24 protein-coding genes are annotated in these 24195 nt (G+C 39.5%); 8 read left to right on the top strand and 16 right to left on the bottom strand.

Annotation, left to right across the window (positions count from 1 at the left end; genetic code table 11):
• Window positions 1-17: 17 nt before the first annotated feature.
• The 3 genes from D7029_RS17890 (at window position 18) to D7029_RS17880 (ending at window position 3440) form a co-directional block, all read left to right on the top strand.
• Window positions 18-1535: a tripartite tricarboxylate transporter permease gene (locus tag D7029_RS17890; protein WP_069369516.1), complete on the top strand. Its 1518-nt coding sequence runs from the start codon at window positions 18-20 to the stop codon at window positions 1533-1535.
• Window positions 1536-1589: 54 nt separating this feature from the next.
• A complete protein-coding gene (locus tag D7029_RS17885; protein WP_194951424.1) occupies window positions 1590-2594 on the top strand; it encodes a LacI family DNA-binding transcriptional regulator in 1005 nt (334 codons plus the stop codon).
• Window positions 2595-2849: 255 nt separating this feature from the next.
• Complete coding sequence (locus tag D7029_RS17880) at window positions 2850-3440, top strand: DUF4291 domain-containing protein (protein WP_194951423.1); 591 nt, start codon at window positions 2850-2852, stop codon at window positions 3438-3440.
• 50 nt (window positions 3441-3490) lie between these two features.
• On the opposite strand, the gene metF is transcribed toward D7029_RS17880, so the two are convergent.
• Window positions 3491-4390 (bottom strand): methylenetetrahydrofolate reductase, encoded by a 900-nt coding sequence (gene metF / locus D7029_RS17875; protein ID WP_088494299.1) that lies wholly within the window; start codon window positions 4388-4390, stop codon window positions 3491-3493.
• A gap of 279 nt (window positions 4391-4669) precedes the next feature.
• Between metF and D7029_RS17870 the strand changes: the two genes are divergently transcribed.
• Entirely contained in the window at window positions 4670-5029 is a 360-nt protein-coding gene (locus D7029_RS17870; RefSeq protein WP_194951422.1) for a DUF488 domain-containing protein, read from the top strand.
• A gap of 134 nt (window positions 5030-5163) precedes the next feature.
• Here the strand turns inward: D7029_RS17870 and glpD are convergent, their stop codons facing one another.
• From glpD to gntX, 6 genes are all read right to left on the bottom strand, one after another.
• On the bottom strand, window positions 5164-6657 hold the full coding sequence (gene glpD / locus D7029_RS17865) for a glycerol-3-phosphate dehydrogenase (RefSeq protein ID WP_088494301.1): 1494 nt from the start codon (window positions 6655-6657) through the stop codon (window positions 5164-5166).
• 309 nt (window positions 6658-6966) lie between these two features.
• A complete protein-coding gene (locus D7029_RS17860) occupies window positions 6967-7725 on the bottom strand; it encodes a DeoR/GlpR family transcriptional regulator (RefSeq protein WP_006534541.1) in 759 nt (252 codons plus the stop codon).
• A 38-nt stretch (window positions 7726-7763) separates the two neighbouring features.
• Window positions 7764-8603: a rhomboid family intramembrane serine protease GlpG gene (glpG, locus tag D7029_RS17855; RefSeq protein WP_194951421.1), complete on the bottom strand. Its 840-nt coding sequence runs from the start codon at window positions 8601-8603 to the stop codon at window positions 7764-7766.
• Between the two features lie 19 nt (window positions 8604-8622).
• Window positions 8623-8949 carry a thiosulfate sulfurtransferase GlpE gene (gene glpE / locus D7029_RS17850; protein WP_069369522.1) on the bottom strand — a complete coding sequence of 109 codons (327 nt, stop codon included), beginning with the start codon at window positions 8947-8949 and terminating at the stop codon, window positions 8623-8625.
• 179 nt (window positions 8950-9128) lie between these two features.
• A complete protein-coding gene (nfuA, locus tag D7029_RS17845; protein WP_023583208.1) occupies window positions 9129-9707 on the bottom strand; it encodes a Fe-S biogenesis protein NfuA in 579 nt (192 codons plus the stop codon).
• Between the two features lie 60 nt (window positions 9708-9767).
• Window positions 9768-10460, bottom strand: coding sequence for a DNA utilization protein GntX (gene gntX / locus D7029_RS17840; RefSeq protein WP_194951420.1), 693 nt, complete (start codon window positions 10458-10460; stop codon window positions 9768-9770).
• A gap of 37 nt (window positions 10461-10497) precedes the next feature.
• Here gntX and bioH point away from each other — a divergent pair, with 37 nt between their 5' ends.
• Window positions 10498-11271 carry a pimeloyl-ACP methyl ester esterase BioH gene (gene bioH, locus D7029_RS17835; protein WP_194951419.1) on the top strand — a complete coding sequence of 258 codons (774 nt, stop codon included), beginning with the start codon at window positions 10498-10500 and terminating at the stop codon, window positions 11269-11271.
• Window positions 11272-11329: 58 nt separating this feature from the next.
• Here the strand turns inward: bioH and D7029_RS17830 are convergent, their stop codons facing one another.
• Both D7029_RS17830 and D7029_RS17825 read right to left on the bottom strand, forming a co-directional pair.
• Window positions 11330-11776 carry an OsmC family protein gene (locus tag D7029_RS17830; RefSeq protein ID WP_194951418.1) on the bottom strand — a complete coding sequence of 149 codons (447 nt, stop codon included), beginning with the start codon at window positions 11774-11776 and terminating at the stop codon, window positions 11330-11332.
• A gap of 106 nt (window positions 11777-11882) precedes the next feature.
• Entirely contained in the window at window positions 11883-12524 is a 642-nt protein-coding gene (locus D7029_RS17825) for a TetR/AcrR family transcriptional regulator (RefSeq protein WP_194951417.1), read from the bottom strand.
• 255 nt (window positions 12525-12779) lie between these two features.
• Here D7029_RS17825 and D7029_RS17820 point away from each other — a divergent pair, with 255 nt between their 5' ends.
• Window positions 12780-14249, top strand: coding sequence for an amidohydrolase family protein (locus D7029_RS17820; RefSeq protein ID WP_194951416.1), 1470 nt, complete (start codon window positions 12780-12782; stop codon window positions 14247-14249).
• Between the two features lie 151 nt (window positions 14250-14400).
• On the opposite strand, the gene D7029_RS17815 is transcribed toward D7029_RS17820, so the two are convergent.
• Window positions 14401-15819: a DHA2 family efflux MFS transporter permease subunit gene (locus D7029_RS17815; RefSeq protein ID WP_228766713.1), complete on the bottom strand. Its 1419-nt coding sequence runs from the start codon at window positions 15817-15819 to the stop codon at window positions 14401-14403.
• 127 nt (window positions 15820-15946) lie between these two features.
• On the opposite strand from D7029_RS17815, the gene D7029_RS17810 reads away from it, so the two are divergent.
• The gene (locus D7029_RS17810) at window positions 15947-16384 is read left to right on the top strand and encodes a MarR family winged helix-turn-helix transcriptional regulator (RefSeq protein ID WP_194951415.1); all 438 of its coding nucleotides are present in this window, start codon (window positions 15947-15949) and stop codon (window positions 16382-16384) included.
• 54 nt (window positions 16385-16438) lie between these two features.
• On the opposite strand, the gene D7029_RS17805 is transcribed toward D7029_RS17810, so the two are convergent.
• The 6 genes from D7029_RS17805 to yihI form a co-directional block, all read right to left on the bottom strand.
• On the bottom strand, window positions 16439-16897 hold the full coding sequence (locus D7029_RS17805) for an OsmC family protein (protein WP_194951414.1): 459 nt from the start codon (window positions 16895-16897) through the stop codon (window positions 16439-16441).
• Window positions 16898-17101: 204 nt separating this feature from the next.
• Window positions 17102-17332, bottom strand: coding sequence for a FeoC-like transcriptional regulator (locus tag D7029_RS17800; protein WP_194951413.1), 231 nt, complete (start codon window positions 17330-17332; stop codon window positions 17102-17104).
• Between the two features lie 19 nt (window positions 17333-17351).
• A complete protein-coding gene (feoB, locus tag D7029_RS17795) occupies window positions 17352-19679 on the bottom strand; it encodes a Fe(2+) transporter permease subunit FeoB (protein WP_194951412.1) in 2328 nt (775 codons plus the stop codon).
• Window positions 19680-19727: 48 nt separating this feature from the next.
• The gene (gene feoA, locus D7029_RS17790; protein WP_036914344.1) at window positions 19728-19964 is read right to left on the bottom strand and encodes a ferrous iron transporter A; all 237 of its coding nucleotides are present in this window, start codon (window positions 19962-19964) and stop codon (window positions 19728-19730) included.
• A 398-nt stretch (window positions 19965-20362) separates the two neighbouring features.
• Window positions 20363-21808 carry a DUF4026 domain-containing protein gene (locus tag D7029_RS17785; RefSeq protein ID WP_194951411.1) on the bottom strand — a complete coding sequence of 482 codons (1446 nt, stop codon included), beginning with the start codon at window positions 21806-21808 and terminating at the stop codon, window positions 20363-20365.
• Between the two features lie 226 nt (window positions 21809-22034).
• On the bottom strand, window positions 22035-22532 hold the full coding sequence (yihI, locus tag D7029_RS17780; RefSeq protein ID WP_088494309.1) for a Der GTPase-activating protein YihI: 498 nt from the start codon (window positions 22530-22532) through the stop codon (window positions 22035-22037).
• Between the two features lie 188 nt (window positions 22533-22720).
• Between yihI and D7029_RS17775 the strand changes: the two genes are divergently transcribed.
• Entirely contained in the window at window positions 22721-24193 is a 1473-nt protein-coding gene (locus D7029_RS17775) for a glycosyltransferase family 39 protein (RefSeq protein ID WP_194951410.1), read from the top strand.
• Window positions 24194-24195 lie beyond the last annotated feature (2 nt).

The raw sequence follows: 24195 nt of genomic DNA, 5'->3' as shown, positions 1-24195 counted from the left end.
GGTAAAGGAGCTTTGAGATGGAAATACTAGACGCTTTAATGGTCGTTTTCAGTCTGGAAACGATAACGATGATCCTGTTAGGGGTATTTGCGGGTATTATTATCGGCGCATTACCGGGCCTAACAGTGAATATGGGGATTGCATTACTTCTCCCATTAACTTACTCCTTCCAAGGAATGACGGGTATCCTCCTGTTATTAGGAATGTATTGTGGTGCCGTTTACGGTGGCTCAATTACTGCGATATTGATTAGTACGCCGGGTACTCCCGCTTCTGCTGCAACGGTATTGGATGGTTATCCAATGGCGAAAAAAGGTGAAGCAGGAAGAGCGCTGGGTTTATCTACGATGGGGTCTATGTTTGGGGGGATTTTTAGTACGATTGCCCTGATCGTTATTGCGCCTCAATTAGCAAAAGTAGCAACAGGTTTCTCTGCGGCTGAATATTTTGCACTGGCGGTATTTGGCATAAGTATTATTACCAGTGTATCATCGCAATCGATTGTGAAAGGATTAATGGGTGGCGCGATAGGTTTGGCTATTGCGACAATTGGACTTGATCCAATGACATCTGGACCTCGTTTCACCTTTGATACTGTGTACCTGATGGGTGGGGTTTCATTTATTCCTATCTTGGTTGGTCTGTTCGCTTTCTCTCAAGGCTTGATTAGTTTTGAAGAAGAGTACCGTGAACGTAAGCAGAAGAAGAGCGAAAAAATTAACGCGCGTATTCACCGAGTCTTACCAACATGGGCTGATTTTAAACGTGTGTTACCAACTTATTTTCGTTCATCTGCCATTGGTACAACGATTGGTGCAATTCCGGGAACGGGCGGAGATATCTCATCATTTATCTCTTATAACGAAGCAAAACGTTGGTCTAAACACCCTGAAGAGTTTGGTCACGGTTCGCCAGAAGGTGTTTCTGCACCAGAAGCCGGTGCAAACTCAGTAACAGGCGGAACCATGGTGCCTTTAATGACCTTAGGTATTCCGGGTGATGGTGCAACTGCCATTATCATGGGTGCATTTATGGTTCAAGGATTGGCATTAGGGCCTCAGCTCTTTACTGACAATCCAGTTGAAGTTAACAGCATCTTTATTGGCTTGATGATGGCGAATATTTTCCTCGGTATCTTAGGTTTCTTATGTATGAAACTCTTTGTTCGAGTGATGGATGTTCCGCGTCGCGTATTAGTACCAATTATCTTTGTATTATGTAGTGTAGGTGCTTATTCTGTGAACCATAGTATCATTGATGTATTCGTGATGATGGGGGCAGGGTTACTCGCTTACATTATGATTAAGCTCGATTTCTCCATGTCTCCTGTGGTTATTGGGATTATCTTAGGGCCGATGGCTGAATCAAACTTACGTCGTGCTTTAATGATGTCTCAGGGTGATTTATCTATCCTGTATACACGCCCGATTACAGCGACATTCTTAGGTATTGCGATACTGACGTTGATCCTACCAATTATTGGACCTTCGTTAAAAGCGATGTGGAAGAAATACCGAGCGAAGCCGGCTCAGTAAAGGTTAACTGGCCCTCATCATTAAGATGAGGGCAATATCAATGATGGAATATTAATGGCAAAAACAGTTGAACAGATTGCAAATGACCTGAATTTGTCTATTACCACAGTCAGATTGGTATTAAATGGCAAAGGTGATCAATACCGGATCAGTGCAAAAACGCAAAAGAAGATAGCGGACTATGTTGAGGTGTTTGGTTATACCGTCAATCATGCAGCTAGAAGCTTAAAGCTTAATAAAACAGATACCTACGGATTGGTTATCCCTCGTCTTTCTAACCCATTCTTCGCCGCTTTGGCTGAAAAATTAGAGATGCATTGTCACCAAATTGGTTGTCAGCTAACGATTAGCTGTACCTATGGTGATATCAAAAATGAAAATAAGCTCGTTAAATCAATGGATGAGCGTAATGTTGATGGTATTTTCATTGTGTCATCAAGCCGTAAAAATCAGCTACATCATGTGAAGCATCGTCAAAAACCATTGGTTTTTTTAGATAGAGATTTCTCTGTCAGTGAGGCTATTTGTGTCGCTTCAGATAACTGTGACAGTGGTGCGCAACTGACAAGAGCGATGATAAAGCGAGATGTACCAATTCATTTTTTTGCGGGTGATGCATTATTACCCACCATCGCAGCGCGTTTGCGCGGTTATGTGCAAGCCATAAAAGGGCATTATGGTGATGATAATCGTGTCACTGTCTCTTATGCTGAGCATAATACGACCAAAGATGGTGAGCAGATGATGAAACAGTATTTAGAGCAACATCAGCAAATACCTTCTCATTTTATTGCCTCATCATTGCCTATTCTTGAAGGTTTATTGAGTGTTATCCGTCAGCGTGAAGGAAGTATTCCTGCTCATCTTCATATCGGTACATTCGATGATCATGTGATGCTCAGTTTTTTACCTAATAATGTGTGGTCAATGAAGCAAGATGAAGCGTTATTAGTCGAAAAAGCCTTTGAAATCATGTCTGCAAAGATAGCCGGCACCGCAGTTAAATCCCCTGCATTAATAAAAACACAACTTATCGAGCGCCTAATTTCTACCCAATGAGTCAATTAAATCGCTTATTCGCCTCACTTTGTGAGTAGATTAGCCGGATTAATTGACTCATCACTGTATAAATAAAACACAATAGGAACATTAGTCTGTTCGTTTTATTGTTATTCTTTTTTTACTTTTACAAATGCGCGCTACTCTACTTATCTCGTTTTAACAAAAATAGGGGCTCTTGATTATCTGCAATCAGAGGCTCATAATTTAAGCGGATAGTTCCATTTTATTAATATAAAAGGATATTAAAGAAAGATGAACGATGATGTTGACCGATGTCCTGAGTGTGAAGTAAGGGCGTATTATACGAATGATTTTGTTCGTGTTTATCAAGCCTATTCAAATACTATTGCTCAGAGCGCAGTCGCAAACGGAACATTTGTTTCGCCCCCTTTTAGTATGACCCGCATGACTTGGGTAAAACCTTCCTTTCTTTGGATGATGTACCGCTCTGGTTGGGGACGTAAAGACGCTAATCAAGCTTCTATTCTTGCGGTTGATATTACGCATGGAGGCTTTCAAGAGATGCTGACACAAGGTGTTGTGAGTCATTTCGATCCAGACCGCTATGCCAGTGCTGAAATGTGGAAAGAAGCGTCAGAAACCAGTAATATCCGCATTCAGTGGGATCCTGAACGTGATATTTATCTGAATCGACTCAGTTATCGCACCATCCAAATTGGTTTGCGAAATCAAGCAGTTGAAAAATATTGCAAAGAGTGGATTGTGAATATTACGGATATTACCGATAAGGTACATAAAATAGATGCTTGTATTGCTAATGGTGATCTCGACACCGCATACAGCCTATTACCGGTAGAAAAACCGTATCACTTTGGTGAGTAATTCATCAAGATGTCACCCCGCTTAATTGGCGGGGTAATTGTAAGATAGGATCAGGCTTGCACAAGTTCAGGACGAACACCTAGCGTATGGCAAATAGCATAGGTTAATTCTGAACGATTAAGTGTATAAAAATGGAAGTCTTTGACGCCTTCACGGCTTAAAATCTTCACCATATCAATCGCAATCGAAGCACCTACCAGACTACGTGTTTCAGGATCGTTATCTAACCCATCAAACATTTTATGCATCCAACCCGGAATTTTCACATTGGTTAAACCCGCAAAGCGTTTTAGTTGTTTAAAATTCGTGACAGGTAAAATTCCCGGCACAATCTCAACATCAATACCTGTTGAAACACAGCGATCACGAAAACGTAAATAGCTTTCGACATCAAAGAAAAATTGAGTGATCGCGCGATTTGCCCCCGCATCGACTTTTCTTTTTAAGTTAATTAAATCTGCTTGTGCACTTTTTGCTTCAGGATGCACTTCAGGATAAGCCGCAACAGAGATATCAAAATCACCCACGCCTTTGAGTAAGTGAACTAAATCTGTGGCATACATATCGGGTTTTTGAGAGTTGTCTGGTAAATCGCCTCGTAAGGCAACAATATGTCGAATGCCACTTTGCCAATAATCTTGTGCGATATGTTGTAGCTCTTCACGGCTAGCATCAACGCAAGTTAAATGCGGTGCAGCTTCTAATCCTGTGCGCTCTTTAATTCCTTTAATAATCGAGTGAGTTCTATCTCGCTCGCCTGAGTTTGCACCATAAGTCACAGAAACAAAGCTCGGTTTTAAGGTATTTAAGCGCGCAAGAGATTGCCAAAGAGTATTTTCCATCTCTTCGGTACGAGGCGGGAAAAACTCAAAGGAAACTTGGATCTGACCATCAAGTTCGGCAAGATTTTGATTTAATGCTTCATGTTGGCTTGCGTGATAAAAGCTCATACCTGTACCTCATCAATCATGTCACTGTGTTGTTATTCTTATTTAAGTATCACTACCTATTTACCCATCTAACCATTTAGACGTCTAGATGTAGATTCTCTTAATTAGGCTATTTAGTCAACAACTATTCACCCTGTTTTTGATGAGGATAATTCAATAGAAATGAGAGAAAACTTCATGTTGAAGTTTTCTTTAATAAAGAAAATTAGCTTCACCATGCATAAGCTGTGTGATTTTTCTTCTACAATTAAATGAATTAACTTATTGAAGGGAGGCGAAATGATCACCTGTAAGCGAGTGTATAACGATAAAGAGGGAATCCATGAAGGTTATCGCGTATTAGTGGATAGATTGTGGCCAAGAGGCGTGAAAAAAACAGACTTTCATTATGATGAGTGGAATAAAGAGGTTGCACCTTCGACCGAATTACGAAAATGGTTTCATGCGGGTGGCGGTGATTTTACTGAATTTACCCAACGTTATATTGCCGAATTGACAGGCGCTCCTGAACATTGGCAACCCCTTCTTGTGATAGCAAAAGAGCAACCGCTAGTACTACTTTATTCAGGCAAAGATGAGCAACAAAATAATGCAACTGTGTTAAAAGCTTTTTTAGAAAAACAGTTAGCACACTGTTAATAATGAATAATTTGAGCGTTTGAGTAAAAAAGCAAAAAAAGTAAAAAAAGCAAAAAAAAAGTGGCGCGGTATTAGGCGCCACAAAAATTGCTAATAAAAACATCGAACAGAGTCAGAGAATATTTTTGCTACTCTTATGCAGTGTGTGTATTTGCCGCTAACCATTGACTAATACGTTGTTTTTGTTCGTCATTTAGCCACATGCCGAGTTTGGTACGACGCCAAATAGCATCATCAACTTCGATAACCCACTCATGTTTTACTAAATAACGTAATTCTGCTTCATACAGATTATGACCGAAGTTTTCACCCATACCTGCTAAATCAGTAATACCTTCAAGCAGTAATTCAGTGTTGCTACCGTAAGTGCGGGCAAAACGCAGTGCGAGTGCTTCTGGTAACCAAGGGTGACGTTGACGAATTAAACGAGAGTAACCATCACGATCACAACCTTCTAAATTACCGCCCGGTAATTGACCGTTTTTAGTCCACGGTTTACCCATATTAGGGAAATAGCTCACGAGTTTATCAACAGCGTGTTCACCTAATTTACGATAAGTCGTTAATTTACCACCAAATACAGATAACAGTGGTGTTTGACCATTATCATCGTGAACATCTAAGGTGTAATCACGGGTGATCGCTTGTGGAGAATCTGATTCATCGTCACATAATGGACGCACGCCAGAGTAATCCCAAACCACATCTTCTTTGGTTAACTGCTTTTTAAAGTGATCGTTATAGACTTTCAGTAAGTACTGAATTTCGTTGTCATCAATCGCGACATCTTTAGGATCGCCGTTATATTCAACATCCGTAGTACCGATGATAGAGAACTCATCCATCCAAGGAATAACGAAAACAATACGGTTATCTTCGTTTTGTAAAATATAAGCTTGCGGTTCGTTATGAGCGCGAGGAATAACAATATGGCTACCTTTAATTAAGCGGATGCCGTAAGGTGATTTCAGTTTTAAGCCTTCATCAAACAGCGTTTTAACCCAAGGGCCAGCGGCATTGACAAGTGCTTTTGATTGATAGAGCGATGTTTCACCAGTGCGTAAATCTTGCGCTTCTACCATCCATAAATTATTTTCACGCCAAGCGCGAGTGACTTTAGTGCGAGTGCGTACTTCACCGCCACGACGGACAATCTCTTGTGCGTTGAGTACCACTAAACGTGCATCATCAACCCAGCAGTCTGAATATTCAAAACCGCGTGTTAATTCTGGTTTTAACACAGAATTTGCACCGAATTTAATGCCTTTACTGCTTGGCAGGCTGACACGTTTTCCTAAATGATCATAAAGGAATAGACCAATACGGATCATCCAAGCTGGGCGTAAGTGTGGTTGGTGCGGTAGACGAAAGCGCATTGGAAATGCGATATGTGGTGCTAAACGTAATAATACTTCACGCTCTGCCAGTGCTTCGCTTACTAAGCGAAACTCATAATGTTCTAGATAACGTAAACCACCATGAATAAGTTTAGAGCTCGCGGAAGATGTCGCACTTGCTAAGTCTTGAGCTTCCAGCATAAGTACTGAAAGGCCTCGGCCAGCTGCATCCGCCGCAATTCCAGCGCCGTTTATTCCGCCGCCGATGACAATCAAGTCTTGAGTTTTCATAACATCCTCCTACGAATGCGCGAAACAATTCTTTAATGTTCGTTTTCGCTCATAATTGTAATGAAGTTTGATGAAAATGCCAACTATATAACTGATAAAAAACATAACCGCGTGATATGGATAACAATTTATTATCATATCCACATTTTTTGTGTGCCTATTAAAAATAAACAACATTGTTAATGTATTAATAAAAAAGACAGGTGATGTATCAAAAAAGAGTGTAAATAGAATGAGTTAATTAGAGTTTAGTAAAAAATAGGCGAAAAAAAAGTACCTAAGAAGGTACTTTTTGAGGAATTTATTCAATTAACATAATTCGAGTTGAACGTTGTGTTGCTCAACAATTTTTTGGATCCCTGCTGGTGGTTCTTGATCGGTAAATAAGTAGTCGATCAAATTCATATTGCCTAAATTCACCATTGCATTACGACCAAACTTAGAATGGTCTGTCACCAACATTACGCAGCGTGAGTTTTCGATAATTGCGCGTTTAGTTCGAACTTCATGGTAATCAAACTCAAGTAGAGAACCATCCATATCGATGCCGCTTATCCCTAAGATGCCGTAATCAAGACGGAATTGAGAGATAAAATCAAGTGTAGCTTCACCGACAATACCACCATCTCGCGTACGTACTTCACCACCGGCAAGAATTAAGCGAAAGTCTTCTTTGCCCATCAGTAACGTTGCCACATTGAGATTGTTGGTCACGATACGTAGGTTTTTGTGGTTAATTAAAGCATGCGCAACGGCTTCAGGTGTTGTTCCGATATCAATAAATAGTGTTGCACCATCAGGAATTAAGCTTGCTACTCGTTGTGCGATACGTGATTTTTCATCAGACCACATGATTTTACGATCATGATAAGCCGTATTTACGGAGCTTGAAGGTAATGCCGCACCGCCGTGATGACGTTGGATTTTGTTCTTTTCCGCTAATTCATTTAAATCACGTCGGATTGTCTGTGGGCTGACTTCAAAATGCTCCACCAATTCTTCAGTGCTGACATAGCCTTGTAGGCGTACCAGTTCAATGATGGCATCATGTCGTTGCGTTTGCTTCACAGGTATCCCCTAATGTTAAAAATATCATGTTAATTTTATTATGATCTACGAGATAATTGATGTCGATTATCCCACAAAGCCATCAATAAGCCGATAAGGAAGCCTGCAAAATGTGCAGTATTTCCGATAGAGTCACCTAAAACGCCCATGTAACCCGCAACAATCCACAAAATCGAAAAGCCGATTAAGCCTGTTGGAGCACCAATACCTTTTTCTGGATTACGTATTCCTGTTAAGCCTACATAGCCGATTAATGCGTAAACAACACCGGAAAGCCCACCAAAATTAGAGTCTGTAAACAGTGATTGTGCCCAATTACTAAAGAGCGCAGAAACGAGCATGATGACAAATAGTTTACCCGTACCTAATCGTTGCTCTGTTTGACTTGCGAGATACCACCACATCGCAAGGTTAAAGGCGATGTGCATCAGTGAGAAGTGAACAAACGCAGGGGTGATATAGCGCCAAACTTCAAAGTTCAAGCTCTCTTTGTAAGGCCACGCCAGATGGAGCATAACGTTATAATCGCCTGCTACTTGTTGCCAAATAAAAATAAGGATACATAAAATGACCACCAGTACCGTTAATGGGCCTGAGCGTTGCACCATATTTTTTATCGAAAAGGCAGGGCGATATTTTATACCCGTATTTTTCGGATCTCCGGTTTGCCAACTCGCGGCTTGGTAACGTGGGTGAAAAGGCTCACGTAAAAAAGTATTTAGTTCTTTTTCAACCATATCCAACTGATGTTGGTCTTCTAACCAAAGTGAGATCTGCTGATTTTCATTTTTTGCGTGAATTCGCACACCTTTCGTTGCCATATAATTGACAAATAAATCAGCTGCTTGAGGGTTAGAAAGCGTAATAATGTGGATCATTAACAAAACTCATCTGTAGTTATTGCAGAGAAGTTATCGCTTGTGGAAACTCTCTTAGCCATGCTTCAAAACCACCGTTGATACTATAAACGGTTTCAAAGCCCATATTGACCAGATATTGAGCTGCGCCTTGGCTGCTATGACCGTGATAACACATCACCATAACAGGAACATCAAAGTCAGCATCTTGTAAAAATTGGTTTAGCGTATCATTGGTGAGATGAAATGCGCCAGTAGCATGACCAATGCGGTAACTCTGAGGATCTCTTACATCAACTAAGATTGCCGATTGAGATGTCCAGAATTGATAGGCTTGTTCAATACTAAGAAATTGAAACTTATCCATAATTGTCTTATTTATTATATTGTTAATTGATTTATTTGTTCTGAGCGAGAGAACGATACATTTATCATAACGTCAAATGGGTAAAGATGACGTTACACTTTGTAAATGATTATTTTAATAAACAAATCCCCCATGATATCAGTGCAGGTGAGTATCATAGGGGATGTGATACTGAGGGATCAGTAGTAGGAGTGTTCGCCGCGTTGGTGTTCAGTTAAATCTTTCACACCTTTCAATTCATCTGGGAACAGGTTTAACAGCTCTTTTTCGATACCATCTTTTAATGTGACATCAATCATTGAACAACCGTTACAGCCACCACCAAATTGTAAGATAGCATAACCATCTTCAGTGATTTCCATCAAACTAACGCGACCACCATGACCGGCTAATTGTGGGTTAATTTGTGATTGCAGTACGTATTCGACGCGTTCAATTAACGGTGCATCAGCATCGACTTTACGCATTTTTGCGTTAGGTGCTTTCAGCGTTAATTGTGAGCCCAGTTGGTCAGTGACAAAGTCAATTTCTGCATCTTCTAAGAAAGGTGCGCTGATGTCATCAACATACGCAGAAAGTTTTTCGAACTTAATTTCAGTATCGTTTGGCTCTACGGCATCAGGTGGGCAGTATGAAACGCCACATTCAGCATTAGGTGTGCCTGGATTGATAACGAATACACGAATTTGGGTGTTGGGTTCTTGGTTAGCCAGTAGTTTGGCAAAATGCGCCTGTGCGGCATCAGTAATAATAATCATATCGTCTTGCTCAATAGTTGACTGTTCTGGTTGGTTATCATACGCCCAATTGGCGGTTAACTACAAGGTTCGGCAAATCGCCCATACCTCAACAGAGCGTGCTCCCGCACGAAATAACAAGGGTACTATGCTCTTTAATGTCGCGCCTGTAGTGATAACATCATCAATTAGTGCCAGATTTTTCCCTGATACCGACACTGTGTTATTTAATACAAATGCATTCTTTAAATTTTGTTGCCTTTGTTTGGCATTAAGATGCGTTTGCACCAGTGTAGCACGAGTTCTTATCAGGGTATTCGGTTGATAAGCACAATTTAGCCACCTTGCCAAAGGCTTAGCGATAGCTTCTACTTGCTCAAAGCCTCTAGACCAACGGCGATGATGATGCGAAGGAACGCTAATAATTCTGTCAGGTATCTGCACCAAGTTTTCTCGCCGATGTGAAAGCCATCGCAATAGAAAAAGTCGTGCAAGACATAAAGCTATTTGAGGGCGAGGTTGGTATTTATAAAGGTGTAATAATTTATTTAATGGCGGTTGATAGTCAGTGACTGTCAACATCTGTTTCCATAATGGAGGTGATTGCAAGCAGCGCCCACATAGCATCATAGAGTGAGATGAGGGATATAAACAGCATGGGCAGCGGTTATGCTGCTTAGGTAAATGTCGAATACAACTCGAACAAACACCTTTAGTATCATAATGTAAGGGTTGGCGACACAACCAACAATATCCTGCTATTGTTATCCACATAATGAAAATCCCTGTACTAAGAGAAGAGAGCATAACAATGAATAAATTGTATTGGCAGACAATGGGTGAAGGAAAAACGCATCTTGTGCTATTACACGGATGGGGATTGAATGCAGAGGTCTGGCAATCATTAATACCGCGACTAAGTTCGCATTTTACACTGCATCTTGTTGATCTCCCAGGATATGGTCGTAGCCAAGGGTTTCCTGTTCTTACATTAAAAGAGATGGCTGACATTGTTTTTACCAAAGCCCCCGATAATGCCATTTGGTTAGGATGGTCTTTAGGGGGATTAGTCGCCAGCCGTGTTGTTTTAGATAATCCCAATAATGTACAAGCATTGATTACAGTGGCTTCTTCGCCTTGCTTTGCTGCTCATGAGGATTGGCCGGGTATCAAACCTGAAGTGTTAAAGGGGTTTGAACAGCAGTTAAACGAGAATTTTCATCGTACAGTTGAACGTTTTTTAGCACTGCAAACATTGGGCACACAAAGTGCGCGTGAAGATATGAAGGCATTAAAGTCAGTAGTATTAGAGCAACCACTCCCTTCTGTCGAAGTACTTAATGGTGGACTAGAAATTTTGCGTACTGAGGATTTACGAGAAGAGTTAAAAACGCTGAGTTGTCCTTTTATTCGTTTTTATGGTTATTTAGATGGCTTAGTTCCTCGGAAAGTAGCTGGATTATTAGATGCTATTTATCCTCATTCACCTTCTGTTATTTTCCGTAATGCAGCTCATGCGCCATTTATTTCACATCCAGATGAATTTACTCAAGCGTTAATTGAGGCTTGTGATATTCAGTCGTGATTATCTTAACGATCTGCCTTTATTTAAGTTAAGGCAGATCTCTTTATGCAGATATTATTTATTCAATTTCAACAAAGGTATGAAACATAGGGGCATTTTTGATAGTGTCAGAAAGCGGACAAGTGTGTTCAATAAAATCAATAAACGCCTGTATTTCCTCTTTTGTATTATCGGCTTGGATAAAATAATGCGTTGAAAGACGACTTAAGCCAATTTTTGCACTCTTATTTTTTCCCATATATCCATCTGGATCGATCTCGCCTTTCATCTCAATACGGATATTTTTAAGCTTAATACGGTGAAGCCGTGCGAAGCTCTTAGCGACAATCCCTTTACATGCGCCAATTGAGGAGAGTAATGCTTCAATGGGATTAACACCACTGTCTTCACCGCCATAGGCAACAGGTTCATCGACAATTAGCGTAAATTGTCGTGAAGAACATTGCATTTGTAAGGGCGAAGATGCGTCATTAGTGATAACTGATGAAAACTCAATAATTGGCATAATATTATCCTTTAAAAAGGTAATGTTACTTTTAATATTAAATAAGTAGTGTCACTTATCATGCCAATTAAGCGTAGGTTATAGTCGAAAAATAGCGAGTTTAAACCTAATTTTTCGATAAACTTAATTCGTGCTCTATATAAGTTGCAATAATACGGCTACAAAGGGCAACTTGGTCGTTTATTTGTTCCTCTGTGATAACTGTTTCAGGTAGATAGAGTTTGTCGAAAAAAAGTTTAGTCTTTAGCATTTCAGTGAAATGTTGCGCTAATGGAAACAGCTGTTTTTCAGAGAGCGAAGGTAATATAGAACGTAAATTTTCAGTAAGATGTCCATATACTTTTTGCGGACCCAGTAGGTAGAAATTTTGACTTAATTGGGGATGATTTGCTGACTCAGCAATAATTAAACGATAGAGACCAATCGAACTAGAATTAAGCATTTTACGAATAAAGCAGGAGCCAAATTGGTATAACACGTCGTAAGGTGTGTTTATATGCTCTTGGTTGTTCTCGACGCTAAAAATATCATTAATTAATGACTCGATTACGGCAGAAAGTAACCCTTCTTTATCACCAAAATGCGCATAGAGTGTAGAGCGAGAGCCACCAGAACGGGTGATTATCATATCAAGGCTTGTTTTCTCGTAGCCATTTTCAATAAAGATCTCTGTTGCCGCTTTAATTATGGCGTCGGCTCTTTTTTTACCTCGTTCATTTAAAGGGGTAGCCTTGGCATTCTGTGCCATTTATTTTTCCTCTTCAGCATTTTGTGTGCAACAGGGATTTTTTCTAGATAGAAAATACGTGGTTTATATAGACTATTGATGTTATTGAAAATACTAAAATTAGTGAATATTCAATTTATTATCAATCTCTGGATCAGAATAGCCTATTTTTTATTTTCTGGATCTTAACAAAAAAATGATCAATTACGCAGAGTTGATCTTTATTTTTAATGTACTGTACTATACAGTACACTTTAAATGAGGTTAGGAAAAACAATGGTAAATAGTAAAAAAGTGATCCGCGGTGGCACGTTTATCACAATGGATAAAACACATGGCGACATTATTAATGGTGCATTATTAATCGAAGGAAATCGCATTACGGGTATTAGTCAGGCGATAGATGGCTTTGATTCTCATAAAGATGCTGAGTTTATTGATGCTCAAGGTGCGATTGTTATGCCAGGAATGGTGGATGCACACCGCCATGATTGGATGTCGCTTTTTCGTGGTGTATCAACTGAGGAATCATTGCCTGCATTTTTAATTAATACATTTTATGCTTTTGGTAGTGTCTTAACGGCTGACAATATGTATGCAGCGGTACTTGCGGGTAATATCAGTGCATTAAATGCAGGTACAACAACGGTTTATGAAGTTAACGATTGTGTGAATACACCAGAACATGCTCTCAATGCAATTCAAGCAATGAAAGATAGTGGTATTCGTGGTGTTTATGCCTATGGAATGCAAGTCTATGATTTCAAACCTATTGGCTTTAAATCTCAAGATGAGCGATTAGCGAACGTACGAGAAATCACGGGTAGCCAATTTAATGGACAAGATCGTTTGGAAATGGGAATGCTCATTTCTGATCTAGGCACAGTGCCTTTTGATATTTCAGCAAAACAGATCAAATTAACGGATGAGCTAGGTATCAAATGTGCGTCACATACAGGAGCTGCCAAGACCTCACTGTTGCTACGAGGATTACGCGAGTTAGACGACAGAGGCTTGCTTTTACCCGGTCATTTACATGCTCATAGTAATGGATTAACAGGTGAAGATTGGAAACTGGTTGCCAAAACTGGAGGGTATGTTGTCAGTACTCCATCAAGTGAATTACAAATGGGAATGGGCTTTTTGCCTTATCGCGCTTGTGTTGAACATGATATTCCTTTTGCATTGGGAACGGATTTAACTGGTGTGACAACCGATGATATGTTTACCCAAGTGAATATTGCGCTTCAAATAGAACGTGCACTTGCTAATGATAAGGTGCATCAACGCGATACCATGCCTTTTGAAATCACACCAACAGTAAGAGAAGCTTTGCACTGGGTAACATTAGGTGGTGCCGAAATTATGGGACTTGCTGATGAAATTGGATCACTTACTGAGGGTAAAAAAGCAGATGTGATTGTTATTCGCCATAAAGACGATTTTGTTCCAACCATGAATCCAGCTGGTTGTGTTGTACAAATGACGAAAGGCAGTGATGTTGATACGGTTATTGCTGATGGTGTTATTCGTAAACGTGATGGCAAACTTGTGGGATTTGATATGGCGAAAGTCGAAACACTCTCACAATGTGCATTTAATACGCTTTCTGAAAAATCAAAATCCTTTACAACGCTATCGGCACAAGAGGTTGAGAAGTTCTTCCGCCTTGCTGAACGTAAAGCCTCATTTAATTTTGCCCAAGCTTATAGCGATGACTATTTTGCTCATCAATTTAATGAGTAACTATTCACGATTACCCTTTCTCTTTTCACTTTTATAACTTAGTTCCGCCCTTAGTTAGTTTTGAATAATTGTCTGATTTAGCCCATGTTATGCCTTTTGGCTTAATATGGGCTCTTTTTTTATCTGAAATGATAACGTGTTTCAAACAGTATTATTTAGAGGATAACGTTGCTTTTGCTAATGGTTTTTTCAGTCGAAAAGCCAGTAATAACGCAATGATGCTCAAGGCTAATGTGAAATAAAATACGGCGTGTGTACCAAATGATAGGGCGGCGATAGCACTATTTTGTGATAAGGCGTTTTCACGAAAATAAGACATTAACGTAATGGCGATAGAGGTGCCTAATGCACCAGAAACTTGATATAGCGTGTTCCAAATAGCAGAGCCATCAGCATAAAGATCCGGCGTTAAATCGCTTAATGCGGTTGTTTGCGCTGGCATAATGACACAGGTTACGCCCATACAAAGCGACATAAAGGCGATAACAATTTTCCATGCCACAGTATATTCATTAATAACAACTAAGAAAATGCTGGCACTCAACAACATAAACAATGCACCTATAACGGCAAAAAAGCGGGCATCGTATCGATTATAAAGAAAACCAATTAATGGTGAAAAAATCACATTAATGATATTGCCGGGTAGTAATAAAATACCTGCAATCGCAGCACTGAATAGTAGAACGTCTTTCAAATAGATAGGAAGAATGATCGCAACGGATAATACGCTCATCATGCAAACTATCATCATTAATAACCCGACAACGAATATTGAGTGCTTAAAAATTTGAAGGTTAATCATTGGTGTTGCGAGCTGTTTTTGTCGCCAGCAAAACAGCAATAAACTCAAGATACCTATTAATACTGAACCCCAAACATTTACTGAAGTAATTGAATGTTCGGCTAATACAGCTAATCCATAAATCACACCAGAAAAACCGATAGAAGATAATAAGAGTGAAATAATATCAATACGAGGTTTTGTCAGAGTACCAATATGTTCCATTGAACGAAAAGCCAAGACTAAAACGGCGATATAACATAGCGCACTGATCCAAAAAATGGCATGCCAGTTCATTGAGGTTAAAATAAAACCCGATAATGTGGGGCCTAATGCAGGAGCCAAGGTGATTGTTAAACCAATAACACCCATAACAGCACCTCTTTGATAAAGAGGAAAGATCAGTAAAGCTGCACTCATTAATACCGGCAGGATAATCCCTGTCCCCGTTGCTTGAATAACACGTCCAATCATCAGGATAGCGAAATTAGGTGCAAGTGCGGCAACTACACAGCCTAATAGTGATATCAATAATGCGCTAATGATCAAACTTCTCGTATTAAACCACCGAACTAAAATTGCGGAGATAGGTACGAAGATAGCTAAAGTCAGTAGATATCCAGTCACAAGCCATTGTGCTAACCCAGCACTAATTACGAATTGTTCCATCAGATTTGTTAGCGCCATATTCAGCGCGGTTTCACCAAATAACCCCACAAATGTCCCTAACATTAAGACACTTATCATTGAACGGGGTTGAGTGACAATTTTTTCTGCTTTGTTCATTACATTTATTTCCTATTTATTATGTCAACTAGATTGACGTAATGGAAAATAACGGAAATGAAGAATATGATCAACTGAGTTGACAACTTTATTCTGTTATACTGGCAGAAAAAAGAGGATGAGAAGCATGGCTATTTCATTGGAACAGATTGATATTATTGATTTAATTAGTGAAAAACACACTTTGTTGCGTTCGCGCATTGATACCTGCTGGAACGCACAAAGTGATATCCATTTGGCTAATTCAGAATGGTATATCTTGTCACGTATTGTGTATGAACCCGCCACTATTGCTGAAATCAGTAAAACAGTCGCGATTTCCAGACAAGCCATTCATAAATTTATACGGCAATTGGAGCAAAAAGGCTTAATTAATGTGTTTGATATGAAAGACAGTAAGAAGCTAAAAGGTGTCGAAATGACTCAATTAGGTCGAGAATGCTATCAACGCTACGATGAGCTAAAGCAAGAGATCATCACCGAAATTGTGAGCATTATTGGTGAAGAAAATAAGCAGTTATTTGAGAAGTTATTACGCCAACCGTGGTTTAAAGAAGCACTGTAACAATGCCTCCCATAACAATGCCGCCCTTTTATTGAGGGCAGCAATAACTACTGACTATGCAAGTACATTCTCGAGGTGAAATGCAGTTTCTAGAATCGGTGCATTTTTTATTGTGTCGGCAACAGGGCAAGTGCGTTCAATAAAAGCGATAAATGCAGCGATCTCTTCTTCGCTATTATCTGCTTCAATAAAAAACTCGGTCGTAATTTTACTAAAACCGATTTTAGCTTCTTTATTTTTTCCGGTAAAACCATCGGTATCTAATTCGCCTCTGACTTCAATGCGAATATTTTTAAGATTAATTTGGTGCATACGTGCGAAGCTTTTTGCCACGATACCTTTACAAGCACCTAACGTACCTAATAGTGCTTCCACAGGATTCATTGCACTGTCTTTACCTCCCAGTGATACAGGTTCATCAAGTAAAAATTGAAATTGGCGTGACGCGCATTGCATTTGTAATCTGCCTTGCTCGCCTGTGGTGATCGTTGATGAAAATTCAGTTATTGGCATAATTTTTATATTCTTATAAAGTGAAATTAAATAGACGTCTTTACGTCTATATTTAATGGATTATGCCGCGATAGTTAGGAAAGTAAATCATTAAATAGGAAGATGAAAATGATTCATCTTGCGCATTAGATAAAAAAATCCCCTACATAATGAACTGGGGTCAGTTCATAAGTAAGGGATTTTTATGAGGCATTTATCAATTAGTTAAACTAGTTGATAAAGCTTTGTCTGGCAGGCAGTGGCTTCAGGGCAACTTTTACAGCTACCCGTAAGACAATCCTCGACATCGACTTCTTGAAGCTTACCCATCAATGTGAGCCGCTCTAACATTGCTTGCACCAACGGTTCAGGCATATTGAGTTGATGGCTGATAAGACGGGCATCGGCTCGACCATTAAGGGCGATACAATCACGTACTTCTATCAAACTGGCCATCTTACTTTTCCTTTGTCACTTAGTGACAGCTACCTTTTGAACAACATTGTTTAGTCAATGATGACTTATTGCTTAAGTTAATTGTTAGACGATTACGAGCATTACGCAACAAGATAAATAGAACTAAGTTAAATATCACAACCGCAGCAATGGTGATTGTACTGCTTTGTGGATGCTCGCTAAAGGTTGCGGTTTGATAGAACAGCGCAGCCAGTGAGTAAGCAATATTTAATCCCCAAAGAATAGAGAAGGTCATCCAGCCCCGGCTAGTTTCACGAGCGATAGCACCCATTACTGAAACACAAGGTACATACAGTAAAACAAAGATTAAGTAGCTATAAGCAGCAATGCCTGAACCGAATTTAGCGCCCATGGTTCCCATTGTGCCGGTATCCATTTCACCATCACCTTTACTGGCTTCAATTGGGTTAGAAAGTGCAGCTAAAGTGAAGGTCTCTTTTAAGCTATCCCATGTTTCACCAAAGGCATCACCAATTTCTCCCCACAGGTCGAATTCTTCAGGATCAAATGGCTCATTAACAATGCTTTCTGCGGTATAGAGGGTATTTAATGTTCCCACAACCACTTCTTTTGCCATCGCACCAGTGACTAAACCAACTGTTGCTTGCCAGTTATCATTGTGAACACCAATAGGTTGCAGTAATGGCGTGATAACTTTACTGACAGAAGCTAATGCAGAATCATTGATGTTATCCGCAGGTTTTCCAGAGAAGGTAAAGCTATTTAGCGCACCAATAAACATACTCGCAATAATGATGACTTTACCTGCACGTACAACGAAACCTTTTAGACGTTGCCATGTTTGCATGAGTAACGTTTTTAGGTGGGGAACGTGATAAACAGGTAGTTCCATCACGAAAGGTGACGCTTCACCGCGCATAATGGTGTGTTTTAGCAGCAAGCCAGTCAGGATAGCAACCACAATACCGAGAAGATAAAGTGAGAAAACAACACTCGCGCCGTTTTTACCAAAGAAGGCTGCCGCAAATACCGCGAAGATAGCTAAACGAGCACCACAAGACATAAACGGTGCCATTAATACGGTGATTAATCGCTCTCTTGGTGCATCAAGAGTACGCGCACCCATAATAGAAGGTACGTTACAACCAAAACCGACAATCAGTGGTACGAATGATTTACCCGGTAAACCCAGAGCCTGCATCAATCTATCCATAACAAATGCGGCACGAGCCATATAACCTGAGTCTTCAAGGATAGATAAAAAGAGATACATCATCCCGATTTGTGGCACTAATGGAAGAACAGTATTGATACCACCACCGACACCTTGAGCAAGGAAAATTGTCAGCCATTCAGGGAAGTTAAAAGTTGCACCAATCCATTGAATACCATGAATAAAGATAGCTTCAGAGCCACCTTCAAAAGCAGGTTGTAATGCACCACCGATGTTAATCGCAAGTACAAACATTAAATACATGACAAATAGGAAGATAGGTACGCCTAACCAACGGTTTAATATCACTTTATCGATATTTTGTGTCAGGATATTTGGCTTAATGGACTCCATATTAATCACTGCATGACAGATGCGCTCAATATTTTGATAACGGGCATCAGCAATGACTAATTCTGGTTCATTATTATGTTCGTCTTGAATTCGTTGACGAATAGCTTTGATATCTTCACTGGTGACTTGTGCACGTTGATGGGTATAGATATCCCCTTCTAAACACTGTAATGCCATCCAACGACGTTGCTGTAAATTAAACTCATCATGATTAATTTTTTCAGCAAGTGTCTCGACTTCATTTAATAACCATAGTGGATAAGAAGTCAGTAATTCTTGAGGTTTTTTCTTTTCAGCAGGGAAGGTATCAATGGCTTCCTTGAGCTTATCAATACCAGATGCTTTGGTTGAAATCATTGGAATAACAGGGCAACCCAGTTGCTCTGAAAGTGCGTTGATATCAATTTGCATATCTTGGTGTTCTGCAATATCGAGCATGTTTAATGCCACAATACATGGAATGCCAAGCTCAAGCAGTTGCAATGTCAAATAGAGGTTACGCTCAAGATTTGATGCATCAACCACGTTAATCAGCATGTCTGCTTCATTACTTAAAATGAAATGGCAGGCAATTTGCTCATCAAGAGATGTCTGTTCTGAAATTGTCGTTAAAGAGTAAGTCCCGGGTAAATCGACGAGCTCAATTTTATGATTTGCAGTTGTGAAACGACCAACTTTGCGTTCGACCGTTACACCCGCCCAGTTACCCACACGCTGACGAGAGCCTGTTAACTGATTAAAGAGTGTTGTTTTACCGGCATTGGGATTACCGATAAGGCCTATAGTGAGAGGAGTCATAATAGTGATGCCAATAGTTGTCTTGCCTGGTTGAATGAGAAATAACGATTATTTTTCGTTATGAACCACTTCGCTAAGATTAATGAGTGCGAGATCTTTTTTTCTCAAAATTAGGGACACTCGGTGCGTTTCTATTTGAATAGGATCACCCAGTGGTGCGATACGAATAACGTTAAACACAGCGCCAGGTAACATACCTAAAGATAATAGTTTCTGTCTGTATGCAGGGCTAATCTGAGGTGAGTAGCTCAAGATTTTATAACTGTGATTTGGGATCAGAGACATAATCGTCCTTCCACGAATATTGATACAAAAAATAATGATACTGATAATTATTAACGTGTATGAGAATTCACACAATAATAGTCAGGGTAATTATAATAAATATTTTTAATGCTAATGCGAATTATAATTATCCTTATTGGGTATAATTTAGCCTAGTCTACGCTTATCTACACTTGATTTAAATCAACCAGAGAAAAGATATTAGGATGAAAATAGGCTGTTTGCCTTATCTGTTACTAGACAAAAACAAAATGTGAAGAGTTGAAATGTCAACGTAGCAACAAAATAACAATCAGTTAATGATGTTAACGGGTAACAATATAAAAGTAGATTTTAAGAATATGAAGATCGCGAGCTTAAGTAAAAAGCTCGCGTTGTCATGGTGAAATACTCGCTAATTAGTGAGTTTGCTGGTGGCTAAAAAGTTGGTAAATATTGTTAGGGGTATAACTATCATCTTCGTATGAAACGACCCAATCAGTTATTAATGCGTTGTTGATAGGATAGGTTTCACCTTCTTGCATATCCTCAACGTAAAATGGCACGTTGAGTAATTTTGCATAAATGGTATCTCCATCACGAGACTGTGGCACAAACCACATATGCTCTAGCTCTTTTTCTTCCCCATCACCATAAGGAATACCGAACTTGATCATAAACTGCCAAGGGTTTTCGGTTTCTTCAGGTTTGTCTTTTCCTAATAACTTAGAGAGGAAACCACTCTTTTTCTCAACAGGTGGCTGATTATAGTTATCAAACATAGAAACGAAGTATTCCCAGCGTCGCTTGGCTTTTTCAGACATCTCATAGGTTTCTTCATTACTACGCAGTAGCATCATCGCTTGTTGTTCTTCATAACCTTTAAAGAAAGTTTCTAAAATTGGGTTTTCTTCATTGGTTCTAAATAGCATGGAAGAAGGATGTTGATGATATTCATCACGATCGGCTAAATCACCCAAGAAAATGCCATTTGGTGCGCCTTCAGTGTCATAACGCATTTCCTCTAAAGGTCTAAGGCTTTCAAGCGGTGTTGATTGATTAACATGGCGAATACCCTCTTCAAAAGGTAAGGCGACAAGATACTCTAAGCCTGATGATGTTTGGCCACAAAGCATCGGTTCACCAAATTCGATTTGGCGATGATTAATACTGTTGTTAACAAAGCAACGGAAGAGATCAGGAATACCATAGTAAGACTCAAGCATACTTGGAATAACTAAATCGACTTCGGTCAAGCCACAACGTGCTAATCCATGAGTATGGAACCAGAACATGGTTGGTGGATCATTTTCTGTATCATAGACAGCATGAATAACATATAAGCTTTCTACTTCAGGATAGAGATCGGGTGTTTCTAATTGAAAGCGGACCCACTCAGGCGTTAATGCTTTACCTGCTGCTGATTCATCTAATGCTAAGATCATTTCTGGTGCAATGATATTGAGAAAATTCAGTTGATGGCGATAACTTGCCAAAGGATGCAAGGTTTCAGTAAAAAGTGTTTCTAATAATAAATCTTGTGTTGTCGCATTTGCATGCGCAAGTAGTTGCGGCGTGAGTTCGTCAGTCGAATACATTGGGCGTATTTCGTAATCTTCATCACGAGGGTAAAGGCAGACAAAAAAATGTAATTCGTCATCACCATGCTGACAACGATAGAAAAAACCGTCATCAATATTTTCACTTAGGTAATTGATTTCACCATCAGTGTAATCTGTCTGTTCTTCTAGGCGTTGTTCAATAAGCGCATAGTTTAGTGGCTGTGCAGGGAAAGCCACTATACGAGAGGGCACTTTTTCTCCTTGCCCGGCTGCGATATCTAAGTACTGCTGTCTGTTATCCATGTTTTTTATCACTCGTATATTAAAGATAGAAAAATAGGATATCAGGGATAACAAGAGAGGAATAGATGGAGTTATCTGAGCTTAAGGTTGTTAATTAATCTATTGTTAATGGTGAGGATTAATGAAAAATAAAAAAGCGGGTATTTTATAAAAAAATAACGGATATCAACAGGTTATTGATATCCGCTAGATATAAGGTAATCAAGGAAAATGATTAGCCTTTTGATTATTTACCTTTCAGTAATTGCATGATGTCTTCAGTTTTTTCTTCATCGTCATCATCTTCAAACTCAATACCTAGCTCAACCATTAATTCGTCAATGCGATCAAGGGTTTTCTCAGTATAGGCCTGTTCTTCTGCATTGAGTTTTTCACCGTTTTCAAGACGAGACAGTAATTCATCTAAACGTGCATCGTTTTCTAACAGGTCTAATTCTTGCTCAGGCGTTAAACGAACTGGCTCTGCTTTAACTGGCGCAGGTTTTTTCTTCACGACTTTTGGTGCATCACCTACAATCAGAGGGATCGGTTTTTTGCTACCAATGCGTGGATCTTTCGGCGCTGTATTTTTAGCTTGCTGTTTATTTTCCGCTTCCTGCTGACGGTTACCGGCAGGATTGCCACGGTGTTTCTTTTGACGTTTACGTTCACGTCCTTCCGCGTTCAGCTCTTCACGCGATTTCTTACGTGCTTTAGCTGCGGGCTTTCTTTTAATCATATTCATAATGGTAACTCGATAGTGATCTTCTTGGTTGCGCAATCTATCAGAAACAAATTTTCAATAAAAGCGCAAATTTAAGACAATTTAATTTTTGCTCACGTACAATGTGCGGTTCGTTTCACTATACTTTACTGTGTTGTGACATCATTTAACGACTAAACTAAATTAATTAACTTAAATTTCTATTTATTATGACATTATCATCTGCGCAATTTCGTAAACCAGTATATTGGTGGGTTATTGGTTATGCGGCAATTTGGATCTTAGTGAGTTATCTTTTTGACCCTACAGTGCCTTATGATGCCGTAGAGGCTGTCAATTGGGGCACTAACGGAGGGTGGGGTTCCCCTAAAAATCCTTGGTTTGTTGGCTTTATAATGACACCAGCTATTTACGGCGGTATCGATTTTAGCTTTTATTGGTATTTTATCCACTTTATTGTCATTGCTGTTGGGCTATTAGGCGTTTGGAACTTAGCCTATAAGTTGACACAAAATACTAACTTAGCTTGGTTTGCTATGTTGGCGCTTAATTTATCTGGCGTTATCAACTTTGATATTATCCCTTATAACGATAACTATATTCTAGTTGGTTGTTGGGCATGGGCGTTCTATTTTTTCCTTTGTGCTATTAATGACAATCAAAAATATTGGATTGGTTTTGCCATTACGATGGGTATCGCCACAATGGGGAAATATTCATCATTAGCTTTTATTGGTTCCGTATTTTTATCAAGCCTTTTTGTGCCTAAGGTTCGAGCAAGCTACCGTTCTCCTTATTTCTATATTGCGTTGGCTATTTGGTTTGCTTTTGTTATTCCCAATTTTATTTGGTTATGGCAAACCGATTTCGCCGCTTTTAAGTGGGTCGATTCACAAATCGAAAGCCGTTTTAATTTACGTACCACTCGTGCTGCACTCACTGTTTTTTACCCAGTGATTTTAATGTGGGGAATTTTACGTTTTTATGGTGGACGTGTGAGTTGGTCTGCTTCTAAAGATAGCCAGTTACTCAATTTTATTTTTCTGTTCCCATTAACGATTATTTTTATTTGGTTTAGTTTTCATGAAGGGGGACGTATTAGCGAATGGCTACAACCCTTTATGTCGATTGCGACGGCACTTTTTGTCGGCTCAATTAGTGTCACACCCAAACGTTCGTTACGTGGTGCACTGTATGGTTTAGGTGTTTTCGGGATGTTGGTTGTTTCTGGTTATACCGTCGTTCAAGCCGCTAATGTGCGTAATGCAGGTCAAAAATTTATTGGTGTAAAAACCTTTGTGCAAGATGTTGAACAAGCTTGGCATCAGCATTATCACACTCCACTTGCGTATGTGGGTGGTGAATATATGCATGAATGGGTAACTTTTTATGGCAAAGATAGGCCATTATCTTCACAGCCATGGGTGTTAGAAGCGAATGTGCAGCCTCCTAATATTTATAATCGACATATCACACTTCAACAATTAGAAGAAAAAGGTGTCGTATTGGTCAGTGAAGTCGGCTATTACTGTGAGAAAGCACATTTTGATGAAGGCTTAAAGTATTGGCCGAGTTTAAAAATAGCCGATACTCAAGAGATAATGTTTCGCGCTGAGCCCGATGCCATTACTGAGCCAGTTTGTATCGCTTTTGTGGCGCCAAAAACACATAAGGAAAAGTAGAG

It is taken from the genome of Proteus vulgaris, from assembly GCF_016647575.1.
Taxonomy (GTDB): Bacteria; Pseudomonadota; Gammaproteobacteria; order Enterobacterales; family Enterobacteriaceae; genus Proteus; species Proteus mirabilis_B.
This window is presented reverse-complemented; position numbering and strand designations above follow the sequence as displayed.

Coding starts and splice junctions, on each gene's coding strand:
- D7029_RS17890 (WP_069369516.1), top strand. CDS start 18: ATGGAAATACTAGACGCTTTAATGGTCGTTTTCAGTCTGGAAACGATA.
- D7029_RS17885 (WP_194951424.1), top strand. CDS start 1,590: ATGGCAAAAACAGTTGAACAGATTGCAAATGACCTGAATTTGTCTATT.
- D7029_RS17880 (WP_194951423.1), top strand. CDS start 2,850: ATGAACGATGATGTTGACCGATGTCCTGAGTGTGAAGTAAGGGCGTAT.
- metF (WP_088494299.1), bottom strand. CDS start 4,390: ATGAGCTTTTATCACGCAAGCCAACATGAAGCATTAAATCAAAATCTT.
- D7029_RS17870 (WP_194951422.1), top strand. CDS start 4,670: ATGATCACCTGTAAGCGAGTGTATAACGATAAAGAGGGAATCCATGAA.
- glpD (WP_088494301.1), bottom strand. CDS start 6,657: ATGAAAACTCAAGACTTGATTGTCATCGGCGGCGGAATAAACGGCGCT.
- glpG (WP_194951421.1), bottom strand. CDS start 8,603: ATGATCCACATTATTACGCTTTCTAACCCTCAAGCAGCTGATTTATTT.
- glpE (WP_069369522.1), bottom strand. CDS start 8,949: ATGGATAAGTTTCAATTTCTTAGTATTGAACAAGCCTATCAATTCTGG.
- nfuA (WP_023583208.1), bottom strand. CDS start 9,707: ATGATTATTATTACTGATGCCGCACAGGCGCATTTTGCCAAACTACTG.
- gntX (WP_194951420.1), bottom strand. CDS start 10,460: ATGTGGATAACAATAGCAGGATATTGTTGGTTGTGTCGCCAACCCTTA.
- bioH (WP_194951419.1), top strand. CDS start 10,498: ATGAATAAATTGTATTGGCAGACAATGGGTGAAGGAAAAACGCATCTT.
- D7029_RS17830 (WP_194951418.1), bottom strand. CDS start 11,776: ATGCCAATTATTGAGTTTTCATCAGTTATCACTAATGACGCATCTTCG.
- D7029_RS17825 (WP_194951417.1), bottom strand. CDS start 12,524: ATGGCACAGAATGCCAAGGCTACCCCTTTAAATGAACGAGGTAAAAAA.
- D7029_RS17820 (WP_194951416.1), top strand. CDS start 12,780: ATGGTAAATAGTAAAAAAGTGATCCGCGGTGGCACGTTTATCACAATG.
- D7029_RS17815 (WP_228766713.1), bottom strand. CDS start 15,819: ATGAACAAAGCAGAAAAAATTGTCACTCAACCCCGTTCAATGATAAGT.
- D7029_RS17810 (WP_194951415.1), top strand. CDS start 15,947: ATGGCTATTTCATTGGAACAGATTGATATTATTGATTTAATTAGTGAA.
- D7029_RS17805 (WP_194951414.1), bottom strand. CDS start 16,897: ATGCCAATAACTGAATTTTCATCAACGATCACCACAGGCGAGCAAGGC.
- D7029_RS17800 (WP_194951413.1), bottom strand. CDS start 17,332: ATGGCCAGTTTGATAGAAGTACGTGATTGTATCGCCCTTAATGGTCGA.
- feoB (WP_194951412.1), bottom strand. CDS start 19,679: ATGACTCCTCTCACTATAGGCCTTATCGGTAATCCCAATGCCGGTAAA.
- feoA (WP_036914344.1), bottom strand. CDS start 19,964: ATGTCTCTGATCCCAAATCACAGTTATAAAATCTTGAGCTACTCACCT.
- D7029_RS17785 (WP_194951411.1), bottom strand. CDS start 21,808: ATGGATAACAGACAGCAGTACTTAGATATCGCAGCCGGGCAAGGAGAA.
- yihI (WP_088494309.1), bottom strand. CDS start 22,532: ATGAATATGATTAAAAGAAAGCCCGCAGCTAAAGCACGTAAGAAATCG.
- D7029_RS17775 (WP_194951410.1), top strand. CDS start 22,721: ATGACATTATCATCTGCGCAATTTCGTAAACCAGTATATTGGTGGGTT.